Raw genomic sequence first — 14,417 nt, 5'->3', positions numbered from 1 at the left:
TTATCGATTATTGGTATCTTATCGCCATATACAAACAATGTCATGGTTGCTGCCGCCATCGAGATTGCAGGAGCCGGCCATGGCCTACCCCCATTTATTTCAGCCCTTTGCCATTCGAGGGATGACTGTGAAAAACCGGATCGTGATGGCGCCCATGGAAAGCCATCTCGGCAATGCCGACGGGTCGGTCTCCCGGGAGTTGATCGCTTACTATCGCGAACGAGCGCTGGGAGGGACCGGCCTGATCATCGTCGAATATACCTGTGTCGACGGACGCGACGGTTTCAGTTCGATGGCGCCGCAACTGCGGCTCGACACTCCATTCTATCGCACCGGCCACGGCAATCTAGCTGCGGCGATCAAATCGGGCGGCGCGCGTGCGTGCGTCCAGTTGAGCCATGCCGGGCGACAATCCCGCGAGGCGGTGCTCGGGCGGCAGCCGGTATCTTCCTCGGCTGTGCCACTTCAGTCCTTCTATCTCAACGCCGTACCTCGCGCGCTGGAGGAAGCGGAGATCCTTCGGATCATCGCCAGCTATGCATCGGCGGCGGCGTTGGCCGTGCAGGCAGGCTATGACGCGGTGATGCTGCACGGCGCGCATGGCTATCTGCTGCAGCAATTTCTGTCCCCGCTCGTCAACCAGCGTGATGATGGCTGGGGCGGCGATTCCGAACGGCGGATGCGGTTTCCGCTGGAGGTGATCAAGGCGGTCCGCGCGGCGATCGGCGAGAGGCCCCTACTCTATCGGATGTCGGTGTCCGATTTCCTCGAAGGCGGACTGACCTTGGAGGACAGCGAACGGATCGCACCATATCTATGCGAAGCGGGCGTCGATGCAATCGACATCAGCTGCGGTTCGCTCGATCGGGTCGATGTCATTGTCGAGCCAATGTCCGTGGACGAAGGGTGGCGCTTGCCGATGGCCCGGCGGATTCGCGAGGCGACGGGCAAGCCGGTGTTGTGCGCCGGGGTAATCCGCACGCCGGAATTGGCGGAAATGGCGGTCGCGGCCGGGGACACCGACATGATATCGCTCGGCCGCGCCCTGCTGGCCGATCCATTATGGGCTAACAAGGCTCGTGCGGGGCGGCCCGACGACATCCGCCCCTGCACCTCCTGTAACTGGTGCATCATGGAGACCGGAAGCAACCGTGGCGTGAGCTGCGCCGAAAACCCACGCTGCGGCCATGAAACAGATCCGCCCATCGACGCCTTTGGCGCCGGCCGTCGGGCGGCGGTTGTCGGCGGGGGACCGGGCGGGATGGCTGCGGCCTTGTTGCTCGACCAGGCGGGCTTTGCCGTGACCTTGTTCGAGAAGCGCGAAACGCTCGGCGGCAACCTGATCACCTCGGCCACGCCGCCCGGCAAGGAAAAGCTGTTCTGGTATCATCGGTTCCTGTTGCGGCGGATGGCAGCGAGCGGTGTCGATGTCCGGTGCGGAACCACGGCGGATGCTGCGACGATCCTAGCAATAGACCCCGATGCAATCGTGTTGGCATCGGGATCCCGCCCTGCGCCTCTTATGCTGGAGAGTGCGGGAAAGCTGCCGGTTCACCCGGCGTCCGCGGCATTGCTGGGCGACATCGCGTTACCGCCATCGACCGCCGAATGCCCCATCGTCATTTATGGCGGCGGCGAGACCGGGACCGAGACCGCGCAGCACCTTGCAGTCCAGGGTCATCAGATCCTGCTGGCGAGCCGATCCGATTCCCGCTTCCTGGCCCGCAACGCCGAGCCGCTCTATCGCATGCATCTACTCGCGAGCCTGAAAGCGGAGCCGGCGATCCGGATCGCGGACCGGATCACGCTGAGCGGGATTGAGGACGATCATGTCCGGCTCGTGGGCTTCGATGGCGTGGAACGGGCGCAGCCGGCGGCTGCCCTGTTGCTGGCACACGGACTCGTGCCCGATACTCGCCTGTCCGAGGCTTTGGCCGGCGCCGGCGTGCCGGTGATGGCGATCGGGGATGCGATGAAAGTCGCCCGAATTGGCGAAGCGGTGCGGGATGCCTACAGAACGGTGCAGGACCTGCGTCGAATGGTGGTGGAGCGCGAGGCGATCGCTTGCTGAGCGGGGGCCGGCCAATGCGTCGCTAATCCGATAGCGCGATGATCCTCGTCGCGATAGCCGCCGCTGCGGCGCGGTTCTCGACGCCGAGCTTGATGAATATCTGCTCGAGATGCTTGTTCACGGTGCGCGCGCTGATGTTCATGATCTCGCTCGCGTCGCGGTTCGATTTGCCCTGGGCGATCCAGAACAGCACGTCGCTCTCGCGCGACCAGAATCCGGCGGCGCGGCCCAGCATAGCCGGTGATCCGCGCGCCCGGCGGCACTGTCGTCGTCGATGGCGGTGCGTCCGAGAACAACATCCGCACCTTGAAGCTGCTGCCCGCGCCCGGCTGACTTTCGACCAGCAGTTCGGCCCCCATGATCTCGGTCAGCAACCGAGTAATCGTGAGCCCGAGGCCGATGACCGGCGCCGCGCCGGTGTTGCCGACCCGCTCGAACGGCTCGAAGATGCGCTGAAGGTCGGTCTCGGCGATGCCTACACCGCTGTCGGCAACCTCGAACTCGGCTACCGGATCGCGCCAGCGTATGGTCAGCGACGCCGACCCCGACGGTGTATATTTTATCGCATTGGAGATGATGGCCCCAACCGAACGCCGTAGCCTGCAGGCGCTGCACGCGCAGATGAGGGACATTGCGGCGTGCGGCGATCTAGCCTCGCCCCCTAACCGATAAGCCCGTGGACATCGGCCAGTATCTGACCTTGTTCGGCACGCCGATCATGGGGCTCACCGGCTCGCCCGCTGAACTCGCCCGGATCGTGAAGGCCTATCATGTCCATTACAAGAAGGTGCCGATCGAGGGTGGCGATTATCTGATCGACCACACCGCGACGGTGCTCCTGATGGTCGGCAAGGACAGTTGTCGGGCAGGCTTTCGCATAATAATGCAGCGCGGCAACGGCGCGCATCTGTCGCCGTTAAACCGAGATCGAAGCCATCTCCGCTTCCATTCACTTCAGCGTGAGGGGAAGCCCTGCTGCGACGAACACAACGTCGTCACACAACCGCGCGACCGCCTGATTGATTGTACCCGAAGCATCCCGAAACCGCCTGGCAAGTGCGTTGTCGGGCACGATCCCCAGCCCGACCTCGTTCGCAACGAAGATGACAGGCCCGGGGGCTTTCGCGATGGCTCCCTGCAATCGCTCGATCTCATGTGGAATATCGCGATCGGCGAGCATGATGTTGGAGGTCCACAGAGTCAGGCAATCGACCAGCAGCACGCGTCCGGCTCCCGCCTCGCCGAAGATACAATCGGCAAGCTCCAACGGGGCTTCAACAGTGGACCAACGCTCTCCGCGATCGGCGCGGTGCCGCGCGATCCGATCCCCCATCTCGTCATCGAATGACTGGGCGGTTGCCACGAAGAGCAACTCGCCAGGGAGCGCTTCGGCTCGCGCCTGGGCGTAGCGGCTCTTGCCCGATCGCGCGCCACCCAGAACCAGCAGACGGCCCATGCCCTTCGTGTTCATCGTGATGCTCCGTTCGCAAGTTTGATCAGTCGGTCGATATCGAGATACTCCTCGAGCTGCGGACCTTCCCCTGGACGATAAGTTGAGAGGCCCGATCAACCTGCGGCTCCAGCAGGACTGGGTTCAGGTCGCTATGCGCCTCAACCCGGCACGCCATTGCCTGAAGCGCTTGAGCCCGGCCGATCTCGCCCCCGTCGGTCGTGACCACCGCATTGTTCGACATATTCCGAGGCTTTAAGGGGCGGACCTTCGGGCCACGATTGGCCAGTGTCCGGCACAGGCCAGCAACCAGCACCGACTTACCGACGTCGGAGCCCGTCCCCTGGAACATCAGCGCGCCCATGCGATGGCTCCTGCTGTCGCCCAGAGGCTCAGGCAAGCTATGACATAGCGGCGAAGCGCCCGGCGGATGTCCCCCGCACCGGCATCGGTCCGGCCATCGCCGATCCACGGCTTGTCGTGAATCACTCCATCGTAAGCAATCGGACCCGCAAGCCTCAGTCCCAGCCCGCCGGCCATCGCCGCTTCGGGCCAACCGGCGTTTGGCGACGCATGCTTATCGGCATCCCGCATCATAACTCGCCAGCCTTCCAAGCTAGTCAAGCAGAGGAGCGCGCCAGCGAGCCTTGCCGGGATCAGGTTGAGCAGATCGTCGGTGCGTGCCGCCGCCCAGCCAAACGCACGCCAACGTTCCTCGCGATGTCCGATCAGGCTGTCGGCGGTGTTGATCGCCTTATAGGCCCATACACCCGGAAGGCCGAGCAGCAGCAGCCAGAAGAAGGGCGCCGCGACACCATCGCAGAAGCTCTCGGCCAGGCTCTCGATCGCGGCCCGTGCCACGCCGGATTCGTCGAGCGACGCGGTATCCCGGCCAACGATCATGCCGACAGACGCTCTCGCCTGAACCAGATCACCCGACCGAAGCGCTCGCTCGACCGCTGCGACATGATCATAGAGGCTGCGCTGTGCGAGTGCCGGCGCCGCCAGCATCGCCACGACCACCCACCCCCACCATCCGAACAGCGCATAGGCAAGTTGCTCCAGCGCGAGGCCGGGTCCGACCGTGATCAGCGACAGGATCAGCACGGTGCCTACCCCGGCTGCCCGGCGAAAGGCCTCGCCGCGCGCCGGGCTGTTCCACCGGCGCTCGCAGCCATCGATCACGTGCGCGAAGAAGCCGACCGGATGGCCGATCCTGGCATAGAGCGCCGAGGGCCAGCCAACCGACGCGTCGAGCGCCGCCGCAGCCAGGGTGACAGCTTCAGACATCCGATAACGCCCGATCGAGGCGAACGAGATCCTCGGCGCTTCCAGGCAGTCCGACACGTAGCCAGCGGCGGTTTTCGTCGAATGGCCGGGTAAGGATCGAGTGACGCGCCAGCCGGTCGAAGAGCGCTGCCGCGTCGGTAGTCTCGATCAAGCGGAACAGAGGGCATGCGCCGAAAGGCTCGAGGCCATGGTGTGCCAGCACGGCGTCGAGTGAAGCTGCTTGCCCGGGAAGGATCGACCGCATCGATCCGATCCACGCTCGATCGCGATATGCCGCGGTCCCGATCACCAGCGCGGCCGACGATAAGGGCCAACTTCCGAGCTTCGCCCGATAGGCAGCGATTACCGAACGCGGGCCAAGCACGAAGCCGAGCCGGACGCCCGCCAAGCCGAAAAACTTGCCGAACGATCGGAAGATAATCAGCCGCCGGTCGTCACCAATCTCGCTGGCGAAGCTAGCCTCGGGCACGGTATCTGCAAAGGCTTCGTCGATCACCAGCCAATGGACGGCTGCCTCGGTGACAGCCAGTTGCTCACCCAGGACCTGCCGATGCAGGATACGTCCGTCGGGATTATTCGGATTGGCGAGGATGAGACTGCCCGACGACCAGGGCAACGCGATCGGCTCCAGTGCGATACGCGGCATGACCAGATCCGCATGGGTGCGATAGGCTGGCATGACGTAGGCGGTCGGCATGACACCGATATCCCGCAGCAAGCGCAGACCGATCTCACTGCCCGGCACGGCACAGACAAAGGTGGGATCGACACCGAAATAGCTGGCCGCCTCCCTCTCCAGCTCTTGCAGGTCCATTTCATCAGGCAGGCGCTGCCAGTCGACCGCTAGATCCTTGGCACCGGGCCACGGCGTGGGGTTGATGCCCGTTGACAGGTCAAGCCAGTCTTCGCCACCGTAGAGGGCGCGTGCCTCGGCCAGCCGGCCGCCATGGAAAGTCCATTGGCTCACCGGATCGCAGCCCCGACGAGCAGGGCGAGGAGAAGACCGGTCTCGACGAGCTCGATTCCGGCGCCGTGGCCATCGCCAGAGATGCCGCCAATTCGCTGACGCAGCCACCAGACCCACCCGGCGATCAGAATGGGCGCGACGAGGATGGCTGGCGCAAACCACGCGCTCGCAGTCAGCAGGACCAGCCAGATGGCCAAATCGGATGGCCGGACCACGGCCCGAAAGCGGGAGGCCAGTCCGTCATGCAGCGACGGCAGCCATTGCGTCCAGACCAGTGGGCCAATGCGCGCCGCAAAGGGGATCAGGATCAGCCCAACGAGCATCTCGCGCTCGATCAGCGCGTGCAGCAGGACGAGCTTGGCGATCAGTTGCAGCCCTATTGCGACGGCGCCGAAGCTGCCGACATGCGGATCGGCGAGCACCGCCAGCAGCCGTTCGCGGTCCTTGTGTGCGGCACCGCTCGCATCGGCCAGATCGGACAGGCCATCGAGATGGAGCGCGCCGGTGACAGCCACCCATGCGACGAGAGCGACCAGCCCACCGGTCCAGGGATCGACATGCGTTCCTGCCCATGCCGCCGCGGTGACCAGCACCCCGATCACCAAGCCGACGGCGGGAAACCAGCGCATCGATCGCGCAAAGGCTTCTCCGTCCGCCCGGACGCGCGGCGTCGGCAGCCGGGTCAGGAATTGCAGCGCGAGAATGAAACCCTTCATGGCCACAGCCCCACGATCCGGGCTGACGGCTTCTCCCCGGACCAGACCCTGAGCGACAGCATCGCGGCATAGGGCAGATCGAACGCCCAGATCTGGCGTTGGTCGAACCCGCACAGAACCGCCAGCGCCGCTCGCATCGCACCGCCATGGGTCACCACCAAGGTCGAGCGCTCAGCCATGTCGGCTATCGCCATGGCGACACGGCTGGTCAGGCTCGACCAGCGCTCACCCTGCGGCGGCGGGTTGGTATCGGGATCATCCCAGAAGCGGCCGAATGCCCCCGGATCGATCTCGCTGCTCGCGATGCCATCCCACAGGCCGAAGTCGAGTTCGCGCCAGCGAGGATCGGTCGACAAGGGCAGCGCCAGCATTGTTGCGATCGCGGCACCGGCCTGGCTCGCTCGGCGTAGATCCGAAGTGATCACGGCATCGATCTGCAGTTCCCCGATCTGGTCAACGCAGGCGGCGATCCCCTCCTGCGTCGGTGCGCAGTCGGTTCGGCCCATCATCCGCCCGGGAAGCTCGGGCGCACCGTGGCGAAGGAGATGCAGCAGGAAACTCACGCGCCGCCCGATACCCCGGCCTCGGCGAAGGTCGCCATGCCTTCGTGCGCGGCAATAGCCGAACGGATGACCGCCACCGCTACCGCGGCACCACTGCCCTCGCCCAGCCGCATGTCGAGGCTAAGCAACGGCTGTAGGCCCAATCGATCGAGCAGACGGCCATGGCCGGGCTCGGCCGAACAATGCCCGGCAATGCAATGCGCAACGATATCGGGATCGGCAGCCGCCAGCGGCGCTATCGCCGAGCAACTGATGAAGCCATCGAGGACCACAGGGATCCGCAGACGGCGCGCCTCGATCACCGCGCCCGCTATCGCCATGATCTCCCTGCCGCCCAATCGTCGAAGCGTTTCGAACGGCGTGCTGGGAGCTTCGGCATGAAAAGCCAAAGCGCGATCGACCACAGCAGATTTGCGGGCGATCCCCGCGTTATCGATGCCGGTGCCCGGGCCGACCCAGTCGGCCGCCACACCACCGAAGCTGCGCAGACAAAGGGCTGCCGCCGCCGTCGAATTGCCGATGCCCATCTCGCCGACGACAAGCAGATCGAGCGCGGGATCGACGATCGCCGCGCCCGCCGACAGCGCGGCCAGGCATTCGTCATCGTCCATCGCCGGGGCGACGGTGAAGTCGGCGGTCGGACAGTCGAGGTCGAGTGCGACGACCTTCAGCTCGATGCCCGCCACCGCCGCCAGCGCGTTGATCGCCGCACCGCCCGCTTCGAAGTTCGCGACCATCTGAGCGGTCACCGCGGCCGGAAAGGCACTTACGCCATGCACGGTGAAGCCGTGATTGCCCGCGAAGATCGCAGCGCGACCATGATCGAGCCTCGGTCGTTCGCGCCCTTGCCAACCGGCCAGGAAAATGGCGATCTCCTCCAGTCGCCCAAGCGAACCTGCGGGCTTGGTGAGCTGGGCCTGCCGTGCCTGCGCGGCAGCGATCGCGTCGGGGTCGGGCGTCGTCAACGAAGTGAGCGCGGCTTCAAACGCCGCGCGGGTGGAAAAGGCGCTCATTCGGCAACGAACCCGGGAGGCGGGCTGCGGGTGATGAAATGGCCCTTCACGCCTTGCGGCCATTGCTTGAAGGGCACTCTTCCGTGCTCGCTCGCCGCATAGTGCACGGTATAATCGAGGATCGCCTGCGCCGCCTCGGCCGTCGGCTCGAAGCGACCCAGCACATAGCTGACCTTGTCCGGCGCGCGGAGATGCACCGAGCAATGTTCGGAGCAATTGAAGAGGCACGCCATCTCCTGCACCTCGATGTCGGCATAGTGATGATCGCTGCTCTTCACCGCGAGCAGCGCTTCGACCAGCCGTGCGCCACCGCGCACGCCCTCACCGTCCTCGCGCTCCTCCTTCGAGAAACGGCAGGTGTTGCAGGCGACGACGGCCGGCCCGCCCTTGACCCGCTTCAGCATTGTCCCGTCTCCATCAAAAGCGTCCTCGCAAACCCGCGTAGATGGTGCGGCCAAGCGTGCCGTAGCGAAAGGCGGTCATGTACTTCTCGTCGAACAGATTTTCGACGCGTGCGAACAGGCGAACCGAAGGTGACAGCGCCAGCTCGGTGCGCAGGTCGACCAGCGTGTAGCCGTCGAGCCGGGTGCTGTTCACCGCATTGTCAAAGCTGTGGCCGGCCCAGCGCATGGCGGCGCCAGTGGTGAGGCCGTGCCCCCAGTCATAGCTGACCGATGCGTTGGCACTCTGGCGTGGTCGCCGCGGCAGCCATTTGCCGAAGGTCGCGGCGCCGGGTGAGCGATCCTCGGCGACCGTCCAGCTATAATTGCCGTCGATTTGCAACCGGCCGAAACGTCCGTTGGCCTCGACCTCGGCGCCGCGCGCGTTGGCGCGCGAGACGTTGAGATAATAGCCCGACCGCCGGATTGCCGTGCCCGGCCGGAAGCAGAGCGGCAGCGTGCTCGCCGTCGGGCAGCTGTTGAAGATGATCAGGTCGCGGCTGTTCCGCTCGAAATATGTCGCGCGGATACCGAGCTTGCCGTCAAACAGCCGCTGTTCGGCGCCGGCCTCCCAGCCATGCGCCTGTTCGGGATCGAGCGCCTGGTTGCCGAAGTCCGAGAAGAGCTGGAACAGCGTCGGCGCCTTGAAGCCCTCGCCATAGCTCGCCCGCAAGATCGTGCCCGTCGGAAGCGACCAGACGCCGCCCACCGAAGTGAGCGTCTTGCGGCCATAGCGCCTATGATCGTCGCTGCGGACACCGCCAGTTAGTGTCAGGCCGGTCAGCGGCATGATGCTGAGCTGGCCATAGAGGCTGGTGATCTCCGCCTTGCCGCGCGCGGGTGCCGGGACGGCGGTCGCCAGCGACCCAGGCGGCGATACGCTGCGGAAGCGCGACCGCTCATTCTCCGCGCCGAACTGGAGCGCCCAGCGGTCGCTCAGGGCGAGGTTACCCTGATATTCGATGCGCATGTTGCGGCCGGCGGACTCGAAACTCTTCGTGCGCTGGCGGCGGGGATCGAACTGGTCGCGGTTGGTATCGGTATAGCCATAGCCGATCCGGTTGCGCAGTCGCCCGTCCAGCATCGCGACGTTCAGCCCGGCATAGCCTACAAACTCGCGGGTGAACCCATATTCGGGGCTGTCGGCGGCGGTGGCGTCGAAATCGAACCGCCCTCGGGAATAGTAGCCGCGCAGGTCGGCCGACACGCTATCGGTCATCGCCAGCTCCGCCCGGCCGGTCAGGCTGCGATTGGTGTAGCCGTCCTTCTCCTTGCCGCCGAAGGCCGGGGAGATGGCGGAGATACCGTCGGTGGTGAAGGCCTGCCCGCCGATTCGCCAGCTCAGCGGACCGGTCTTGCCGCCGAGCGCCACCCGGCCGCTCGCAGTCTGTCGCGACCCTGCCTCGACATCGAAGCTGCCCTCGATCGGCTTTTGCGGGGATGCGGTGACGACATTGACGACGCCGCCGATCGCCTGGCTGCCCCAGAAGATCGATTGCGGCCCGCGCAAAATCTCGACCCGCTCGGTATCGCCGACGAGCAGGTTGGCGAAGTTATAGCCGCCGCCGGCCGCCGCTGGATCGTTGAGCTTGACGCCATCAATGACGACGACGGTTTGCTCGGACTCGGCGCCGCGGATGCGCAAGGTCGTCGTCGTGCCATAGCCGCCATTGCGCGACAGGCTGATACCCGGCGTGCGCAGCAGCAACTCGGACATGCCGAGATCCTGGGCGCGATCGATCGCGGGTTTGTCGAGCACGGTCACGCTCTGGGGCAGCTTGTCGACCGGTTCGGGAGAACGGGTTGCGGTGACGATGATGGCGTCGCCCTCACCAGCATCGGCCAGGGGCGCCGCGACAGAGGCGGAGGAGAGGAGCAGAGCGATCGAAAAGCTGAAAAAAGCCATAAAATGGGAAACCTTGAGATAGAGGTGCGCGAGCGGCGCATCAGATGCGGCTCAATGGAACGATGATGGGGGTGCGGCCCGACCGGTCGATCGACGCGGCGATGCCGTAGACCGATGCCAGCCGATCCTCGGTGAGGACATCGGCGGGCGGGCCATCGGCGATCAGCCGGCCGCGATCGAGCAGCAGCAGCCGATCGCAATAGCGCGCGGCCAGGGTCAGATCGTGGAGGATCGCGACCACCAGCGTCCCCGTATGAGCCTGCCGTTCGAGCAGCTCCATCACTTCGAGTTGATGACCGGGATCGAGCGACGCCAGCGGCTCGTCCACCACCAGCGCCGGCGCTTCGACCGCCAAGGCTCGCGCCAGCAAGGCACGCGCCCGTTCGCCGCCCGAAAGTTCGGTAGCGATGCGGTCACGGAGATCCCCGACATCGGCCAGCGCCATTGCGCGGTCGACCGCCTCGGCATCGCCCGGCAGCAGGCGCGACAGCGGCGCCAGATAGGGGAGCCGACCCAGCGCGACCAGTCGCTCGACCGTCAGCGGCCAATGCAGCGTCTGGCCTTGCGAGAGATAGGCGATGGTCCGGGCGAGCGCCGGCCTCTCCATCGTCGCGACATCCTGATCGTCGACCAGGATATGGCCTGCGGACAGCGGAAGCAGTCCGAGGATCGCACGCGCGAGGGTGGACTTGCCCGCGCCGTTGGGGCCGATGATCCCGATCAGCGACCCGCCTTCGAAGGAGGTGCTGACGTCCTGCAACACGGCGCGCCGGCCGATCGGCACGGTCGCCGCATCGATCTGGATCTTCACCATATCCGCTTCTCCCGCAGGAGATGGAAGATGAAGACGGGAACACCCATCATCGCCGTGACGACGCCGAGCTTGAGCTCGTTGGCCGTCGGAATGAGCCGAACACCGATATCGGCCAGCATCAGCAGGGCCGCGCCCGCGCACGCGGACGGCAGCAGGATCGCGGATGGCGAGCGATCGGTGAGCGGGCGGACCAGATGCGGCACGATCAAGCCGACGAAGCCGATCGCGCCTGACACCGCCACCGCGCCTCCCACGCCGATCGCAACCCCGATCAACAGGCGCAGCCGGGTCTTGCGGAGGTCTGCACCGAGCGCGCGGGCATTATCCTCGCCGAGGGTCAGCGCATCGAGCGCGCGGCCGTCGATCAGCAGCAGAAGCGATCCAACGGCAATGCAAGGGAGTGCCACCCAGACATGCTGGAAGGAGCGGTTCTCGAGCGAGCCCAGCAGCCAGGTGGTGATCTCCATCGCCGCGAACGGGTTTGGCGACAGATTGAGCGCAAGGCTGATCCCCGCTCCAGCCAGGGTCGCGACCGCGATGCCGGCCAAGATCAACGTCAGAGGGCTTTCTGAGCGGCCAGCCAGCGCAAACAGCAGGATCAGCGCCGCGAGCCCGGTCAGGATAGCTAGAATCGGCAGCACCGCCGGATGAAGATCGGCAAGGCCGAAATAGAGCGCCGCGACCGCGCCGAGCGCCGCGGCATTCGATGCTCCGAGCACCGAGGGCTCCGCCAGCGGATTGCGCAGATAGCCCTGCAACGCCGCCCCCGCGAGACCGAGCATCGCGCCGACCATCAGCCCGAGCAGCATCCGCGGCAGACGCAGATAGAACAATATGGTGTTGGCGATCCGGTCGCCATGGCCGCCGAGCGCCGCGAGCAGGCGCGCCGGAGCGATCGGCGCGGTGCCGATCAGCAACGACGACATCGCGGCCAAAATCAGGATCACCAATAATCCCGGTAGAAGGAACTTGTTTCTTCGAACGATACTCACGGAAGACCTCGTTTTGGATCGGTCACCCCGTCACGTCTTGTGTCCCGGGGCCGTCTTGTTCATGGGGTGAGACGCCATGCCTCGATCGATCACAGCCTAGCCATGCATCGGAAGCTCCTTCTCGCAGTGGCGGCCTTCGCCGGTATCGGAGCCGCCGCCGCTTCCCCAAAAGTGGCCGAACCGCCGAAGCGGATCGTTTCGCTCAATCTGTGCGCCGACCAATATCTGCTGGCGCTGGCCGACCCGGGCCAGATCACCGCGCTCACCCGCTTCGCGCGCGATCCGGATATGTCGGCGGGCGCCACAGCCGCGGCGCATATCCCAATGACACGCGGCTCGGCCGAGGATGTACTCGCGCTCGACCCCGACCTGATCGTCGCGACACCCGGCCGGCGCAGCGGCACGCGGGCAGCAATCGCCAAACAGAAATATCCGACGCTCGATCTGCCCTCGGCCGGGAGCTATGACGCGATCGTCGGCCAGATCCGCGATGTCGCGAAGGCCGTCGGCCATCCCGAGCGCGGCGAGGCGATGATCCGCCGGATGGATGCCGAACTGGCTGCGCTGCCCCGTATCCATAGCGGCCGGCTCGCCGCTCATTATCAGCGGCGCGGCTATATGACAGGCACCGGCACCCTGATCGACGATCTCATGCAACGGGTCGGCCTGACCAATCTGGCCGCCAAGCTCGGCAAGCCCGCGTTGTCGCAGCTCACCATCGAGCAGCTGATCGCCGCGCATCCCGACTATCTGATTGTCGAGAGCGCGAGCGACAGGGTGCGCGATGAGGGCACCGAGATGCTCCACCATCCCGCACTTCGCGACATCCCGCGCATCCGGCTGCCGCAGGCATGGACCGTGTGCGGCGGCCCCGCTTATGTCGAGGCGGCGCGCAGCCTGACCCGGCAGGTGATCGCCGCGCAGGGCAGCAGGTTCAGCGCACGCTGACATGCGCCCTCCAGTCGTCGCGAGCCTGCCAGCCGCGACGTTCGAGTTCGGGAATTGCGGATGGTGCTTCGGCATAACCCAGGCACAGCAGCGCCATGAAATGCCACGCCCGCGGCGCGTCGAGCAGGCTCGACACGAACGCCGGATCGAGTATCGATACCCATCCCAGGCCGATGCCACGGCTCTGCGCCGCGAGCCACAATGTGTGGATCGCGAGCACCGTCGAATATCGTAGCGCTTCGGGCATGGTGGCGATGCCTAGACCATGGCCCGCGAGCGGCACCTCGTCGGAGAACACCGCTAGGATCTCGGGCGCTTCGCGCAGGCCATGCAGCTTAAGCGACTGGTAAAGTGGGCCACGCTCGGCGGCGTCATATCGCTCGCCCGCCCGGGAACCGGCCTCGTCGACATGGTCAGCCAGCGCCGTCCGTAAAGCCCCTGTCTGGACCCGCACGAACCGCCACGGCTGGGCATTGCCGACCGACGGCGCCAGCTGAGCAAGCCCGAACAGCCGCTCCATTTCGGCCTCGGCGATCGGACGAGTTTCGAAATGCCGCACGTCTCGCCGCCAGACCAGCAGCGCCTCGATCGAGGCGGCCGTCAGGTCACCAGGCAAAGGTGCGGCTCCTGCGACCATCAGAATTCGACGCCCGCCTGCGCCTTCACGCCCTGCTCGCGGAACGGGTGCTTCACCAAGGTCATCTCGGTGACGAGATCGGCAGCCTCGACCAGCTTCTCGGGCGCGTTGCGACCGGTGACGATGACGTGCTGCATCTCGGGCTTCGCAGCGAGCGTCTCGAGCACCTCATCGAGCGGCAGATAGTCATAGCGCAGTACGATGTTCAGCTCGTCGGCCAGCACCATGTCGTAGCTCGGATCTGCGATCATCCGCCTGACCTCGTCCCACGCAGTGCGCGCCATCACGATGTCGCGGGTCCGGTCCTGGGTGTTCCAGGTGAAGCCCTCGCCCATCGGCTTGAACTCGACCTGCGCCGGAAAGGCATCGAACACGACCTTCTCACCGGTGGTCATCGCGCCTTTCACGAACTGGACGACGCCGACCTTCTTGCCATGCCCGATCGCGCGGACGACCATGCCGAGCGCGGCGGTGGTCTTGCCCTTGCCCTTGCCGGTGTGGACGATCAGCAGACCCTTCTTGATCGTCTTCGACGCCACGATCTTGTCGTGCGCGACCTGCTTCTTCTTCATCTTCTCGGCGTGCCGTTCGTCGGTGCGTTCCACCATCG

At 65.6% G+C, this 14,417-nt stretch carries 14 protein-coding genes and 4 pseudogenes; 3 read left to right on the top strand and 15 right to left on the bottom strand.

Features of this window, described 5'->3' with window-relative positions; translation table 11 throughout:
* Positions 1 to 37 precede the first annotated feature (37 nt).
* Entirely contained in the window at positions 38 to 2,071 is a 2,034-nt protein-coding gene (locus AC1DQK_RS11615; RefSeq protein ID WP_477870573.1) for an oxidoreductase, read from the top strand.
* Positions 2,072 to 2,093: 22 nt separating this feature from the next.
* Here the strand turns inward: AC1DQK_RS11615 and AC1DQK_RS11610 are convergent.
* Together AC1DQK_RS11610 and AC1DQK_RS11605 are read right to left on the bottom strand one after the other, a co-directional pair.
* A pseudogene (locus AC1DQK_RS11610) lies at positions 2,094 to 2,276 on the bottom strand (helix-turn-helix domain-containing protein); the annotation flags it as partial.
* 151 nt (positions 2,277 to 2,427) lie between these two features.
* Positions 2,428 to 2,703: pseudogene (locus AC1DQK_RS11605) on the bottom strand (sensor histidine kinase); the annotation flags it as partial.
* Between the two features lie 86 nt (positions 2,704 to 2,789).
* Between AC1DQK_RS11605 and AC1DQK_RS11600 the strand changes: the two are divergent.
* Positions 2,790 to 2,864, top strand: a pseudogene (locus AC1DQK_RS11600) (SCO family protein); the annotation flags it as partial.
* A 156-nt stretch (positions 2,865 to 3,020) separates the two neighbouring features.
* On the opposite strand, the gene cobU reads toward AC1DQK_RS11600, so the two are convergent.
* From cobU to AC1DQK_RS11545, 11 genes and pseudogenes are all read right to left on the bottom strand, one after another.
* Positions 3,021 to 3,527 (bottom strand): bifunctional adenosylcobinamide kinase/adenosylcobinamide-phosphate guanylyltransferase, encoded by a 507-nt coding sequence (gene cobU, locus AC1DQK_RS11595; RefSeq protein WP_477870858.1) that lies wholly within the window; start codon positions 3,525 to 3,527, stop codon positions 3,021 to 3,023.
* A gap of 67 nt (positions 3,528 to 3,594) precedes the next feature.
* Positions 3,595 to 3,885 (bottom strand): annotated as a pseudogene (locus AC1DQK_RS11590) (nucleotide-binding protein); the annotation flags it as partial.
* Positions 3,873 to 4,811, bottom strand: coding sequence for an adenosylcobinamide-phosphate synthase CbiB (cbiB, locus tag AC1DQK_RS11585; protein ID WP_477870571.1), 939 nt, complete (start codon positions 4,809 to 4,811; stop codon positions 3,873 to 3,875). The pseudogene AC1DQK_RS11590 and the gene cbiB, both read right to left, overlap by 13 nt.
* Positions 4,804 to 5,778: a threonine-phosphate decarboxylase gene (locus AC1DQK_RS11580; protein ID WP_477870569.1), complete on the bottom strand. Its 975-nt coding sequence runs from the start codon at positions 5,776 to 5,778 to the stop codon at positions 4,804 to 4,806. The genes cbiB and AC1DQK_RS11580 overlap by 8 nt, the downstream gene beginning before the upstream one ends.
* On the bottom strand, positions 5,775 to 6,494 hold the full coding sequence (locus tag AC1DQK_RS11575; protein ID WP_477870567.1) for an adenosylcobinamide-GDP ribazoletransferase: 720 nt from the start codon (positions 6,492 to 6,494) through the stop codon (positions 5,775 to 5,777). Before AC1DQK_RS11575 ends, AC1DQK_RS11580 begins: the two co-directional genes overlap by 4 nt.
* A complete protein-coding gene (locus AC1DQK_RS11570) occupies positions 6,491 to 7,057 on the bottom strand; it encodes a histidine phosphatase family protein (RefSeq protein WP_477870565.1) in 567 nt (188 codons plus the stop codon). The genes AC1DQK_RS11575 and AC1DQK_RS11570 overlap by 4 nt, the downstream gene beginning before the upstream one ends.
* On the bottom strand, positions 7,054 to 8,070 hold the full coding sequence (gene cobT, locus AC1DQK_RS11565) for a nicotinate-nucleotide--dimethylbenzimidazole phosphoribosyltransferase (RefSeq protein WP_477870563.1): 1,017 nt from the start codon (positions 8,068 to 8,070) through the stop codon (positions 7,054 to 7,056). Before cobT ends, AC1DQK_RS11570 begins: the two co-directional genes overlap by 4 nt.
* The gene (locus tag AC1DQK_RS11560) at positions 8,067 to 8,474 is read right to left on the bottom strand and encodes a DUF1636 domain-containing protein (RefSeq protein ID WP_477870561.1); all 408 of its coding nucleotides are present in this window, start codon (positions 8,472 to 8,474) and stop codon (positions 8,067 to 8,069) included. The genes cobT and AC1DQK_RS11560 overlap by 4 nt, the downstream gene beginning before the upstream one ends.
* Before the next feature lie 13 nt (positions 8,475 to 8,487).
* A complete protein-coding gene (locus AC1DQK_RS11555) occupies positions 8,488 to 10,416 on the bottom strand; it encodes a TonB-dependent receptor plug domain-containing protein (protein ID WP_477870559.1) in 1,929 nt (642 codons plus the stop codon).
* Positions 10,417 to 10,456: 40 nt separating this feature from the next.
* Complete coding sequence (locus tag AC1DQK_RS11550) at positions 10,457 to 11,230, bottom strand: ABC transporter ATP-binding protein (RefSeq protein ID WP_477870557.1); 774 nt, start codon at positions 11,228 to 11,230, stop codon at positions 10,457 to 10,459.
* Positions 11,224 to 12,174, bottom strand: a complete 951-nt coding sequence (locus AC1DQK_RS11545; protein ID WP_477870856.1) for a FecCD family ABC transporter permease — start codon at positions 12,172 to 12,174, stop codon at positions 11,224 to 11,226. Before AC1DQK_RS11545 ends, AC1DQK_RS11550 begins: the two co-directional genes overlap by 7 nt.
* A 150-nt stretch (positions 12,175 to 12,324) precedes the next feature.
* On the opposite strand from AC1DQK_RS11545, the gene AC1DQK_RS11540 reads away from it, so the two are divergent.
* Positions 12,325 to 13,170 carry an ABC transporter substrate-binding protein gene (locus AC1DQK_RS11540; RefSeq protein ID WP_477870555.1) on the top strand — a complete coding sequence of 282 codons (846 nt, stop codon included), beginning with the start codon at positions 12,325 to 12,327 and terminating at the stop codon, positions 13,168 to 13,170.
* On the opposite strand, the gene bluB is transcribed toward AC1DQK_RS11540, so the two are convergent.
* Together bluB and cobO are read right to left on the bottom strand one after the other, a co-directional pair.
* Positions 13,157 to 13,807, bottom strand: coding sequence for a 5,6-dimethylbenzimidazole synthase (gene bluB / locus AC1DQK_RS11535; RefSeq protein ID WP_477870553.1), 651 nt, complete (start codon positions 13,805 to 13,807; stop codon positions 13,157 to 13,159). The two genes, AC1DQK_RS11540 and bluB, sit on opposite strands and share 14 nt — an antisense overlap.
* Complete coding sequence (gene cobO, locus AC1DQK_RS11530; RefSeq protein ID WP_477870551.1) at positions 13,807 to 14,415, bottom strand: cob(I)yrinic acid a,c-diamide adenosyltransferase; 609 nt, start codon at positions 14,413 to 14,415, stop codon at positions 13,807 to 13,809. The genes bluB and cobO overlap by 1 nt, the downstream gene beginning before the upstream one ends.
* Positions 14,416 to 14,417: the final 2 nt, after the last annotated feature.

This window comes from Rhizorhabdus sp. P4_G5, assembly GCF_056401065.1.
This window is presented reverse-complemented; position numbering and strand designations above follow the sequence as displayed.